The organism is Escherichia sp. KCJ4928, assembly GCF_004352695.1.
Taxonomy (GTDB): Bacteria; Pseudomonadota; Gammaproteobacteria; order Enterobacterales; family Enterobacteriaceae; genus ECMA0423.
In genome coordinates, this window is the sequence record NZ_SJWV01000444.1 from 1 (window position 1) to 1,012 (window position 1,012).

Consider the following 1,012-nt stretch of genomic DNA (forward strand, 5'->3'; position numbering starts at 1 on the left):
CTGCGAAATTCAGGCGAATGCTGTTTACGGGGTTTTTTACTGGTTGATACTGTTTTTGTCATGTGAGTCACCTCTGACTGAGAGTTTACTCACTTAGCCGCGTGTCCACTATTGCTGGGTAAGATCAGGCGGTTAAAGGCATCAACCGCGAACAACTGCAGACGATGATTACGGAATCAGGCATTGCGCTGGATATTAGCTGTGATAACACGCCGCGCCAGCAGGTTATTGGGGGAACGCAGGCTGCGTTGAATGAATTTGCCACGCTGCTGATGGCCGCTGGATACGAACCGGTTAAACTCGGTGTGAGCGGTGCCTGGCACACGCGTTTGATGGAAGACGGCGTTCAGGCAATGCGCGATTATCTTGCCGGACTGGATATCGCTTCGCCAGAGCATCAGGTTCTGATGAACGTAACAGCAAAAAGCGAGGTCGCTCCGTCAATTATCAAAGAAAATCTCTCATTACACTTAACTCATACGGTGAAATGGACTGAATCTTTCGATACATTTCTGAATATGCCAACCCCGGTAGCTTTCCTTGAAATAAGTAATAAGCCCTATTTGGGGAATATGTTAAATGATTTTGCTGGCGTGGATCAGCAACGAGTTATGCATTGTCGTAAAGCATTTAGTGATGCAAAGGTATTCAAATGATTCCTGATTATTTAACTTTTATTCGCTTTCAGGATAAACGAAATCTGATATACATTTATGCTATTGGACTTATTCTGATAGGCTTTTATTGGAAGAATGCAGGGTTTACTTTTCCATCAGAGGATATTGGTGTAGTTAGTGGGATTCTGGCCCTGGTGCTGTATAATTTTATTTTTGATCTCAAGGCGTACTGGGCTTATAAATGCGTCACGAAGAATATCGATTTTTCGTGGTTTAAGAAAAAGCAGAACCACAAAATAGAATTATTTCTTACACAACCTCTGGTGGCAGGATTTCTGTCGTTAATCATGTTGAGTGCAATGAGTTGGGGGCTATACCAGCTTCTACCCTCGTTA

General features: G+C 43.5%; 2 pseudogenes. Both read left to right on the forward strand.

What is annotated here, in order from left to right:
• Positions 1 to 128: 128 nt before the first annotated feature.
• Positions 129 to 656 (forward strand): annotated as a pseudogene (locus E0D98_RS24700) (ACP S-malonyltransferase); the annotation flags it as partial.
• Positions 653 to 1,012 (forward strand): annotated as a pseudogene (ycdU, locus tag E0D98_RS24705) (protein YcdU); the annotation flags it as partial. The pseudogenes E0D98_RS24700 and ycdU, both read left to right, overlap by 4 nt.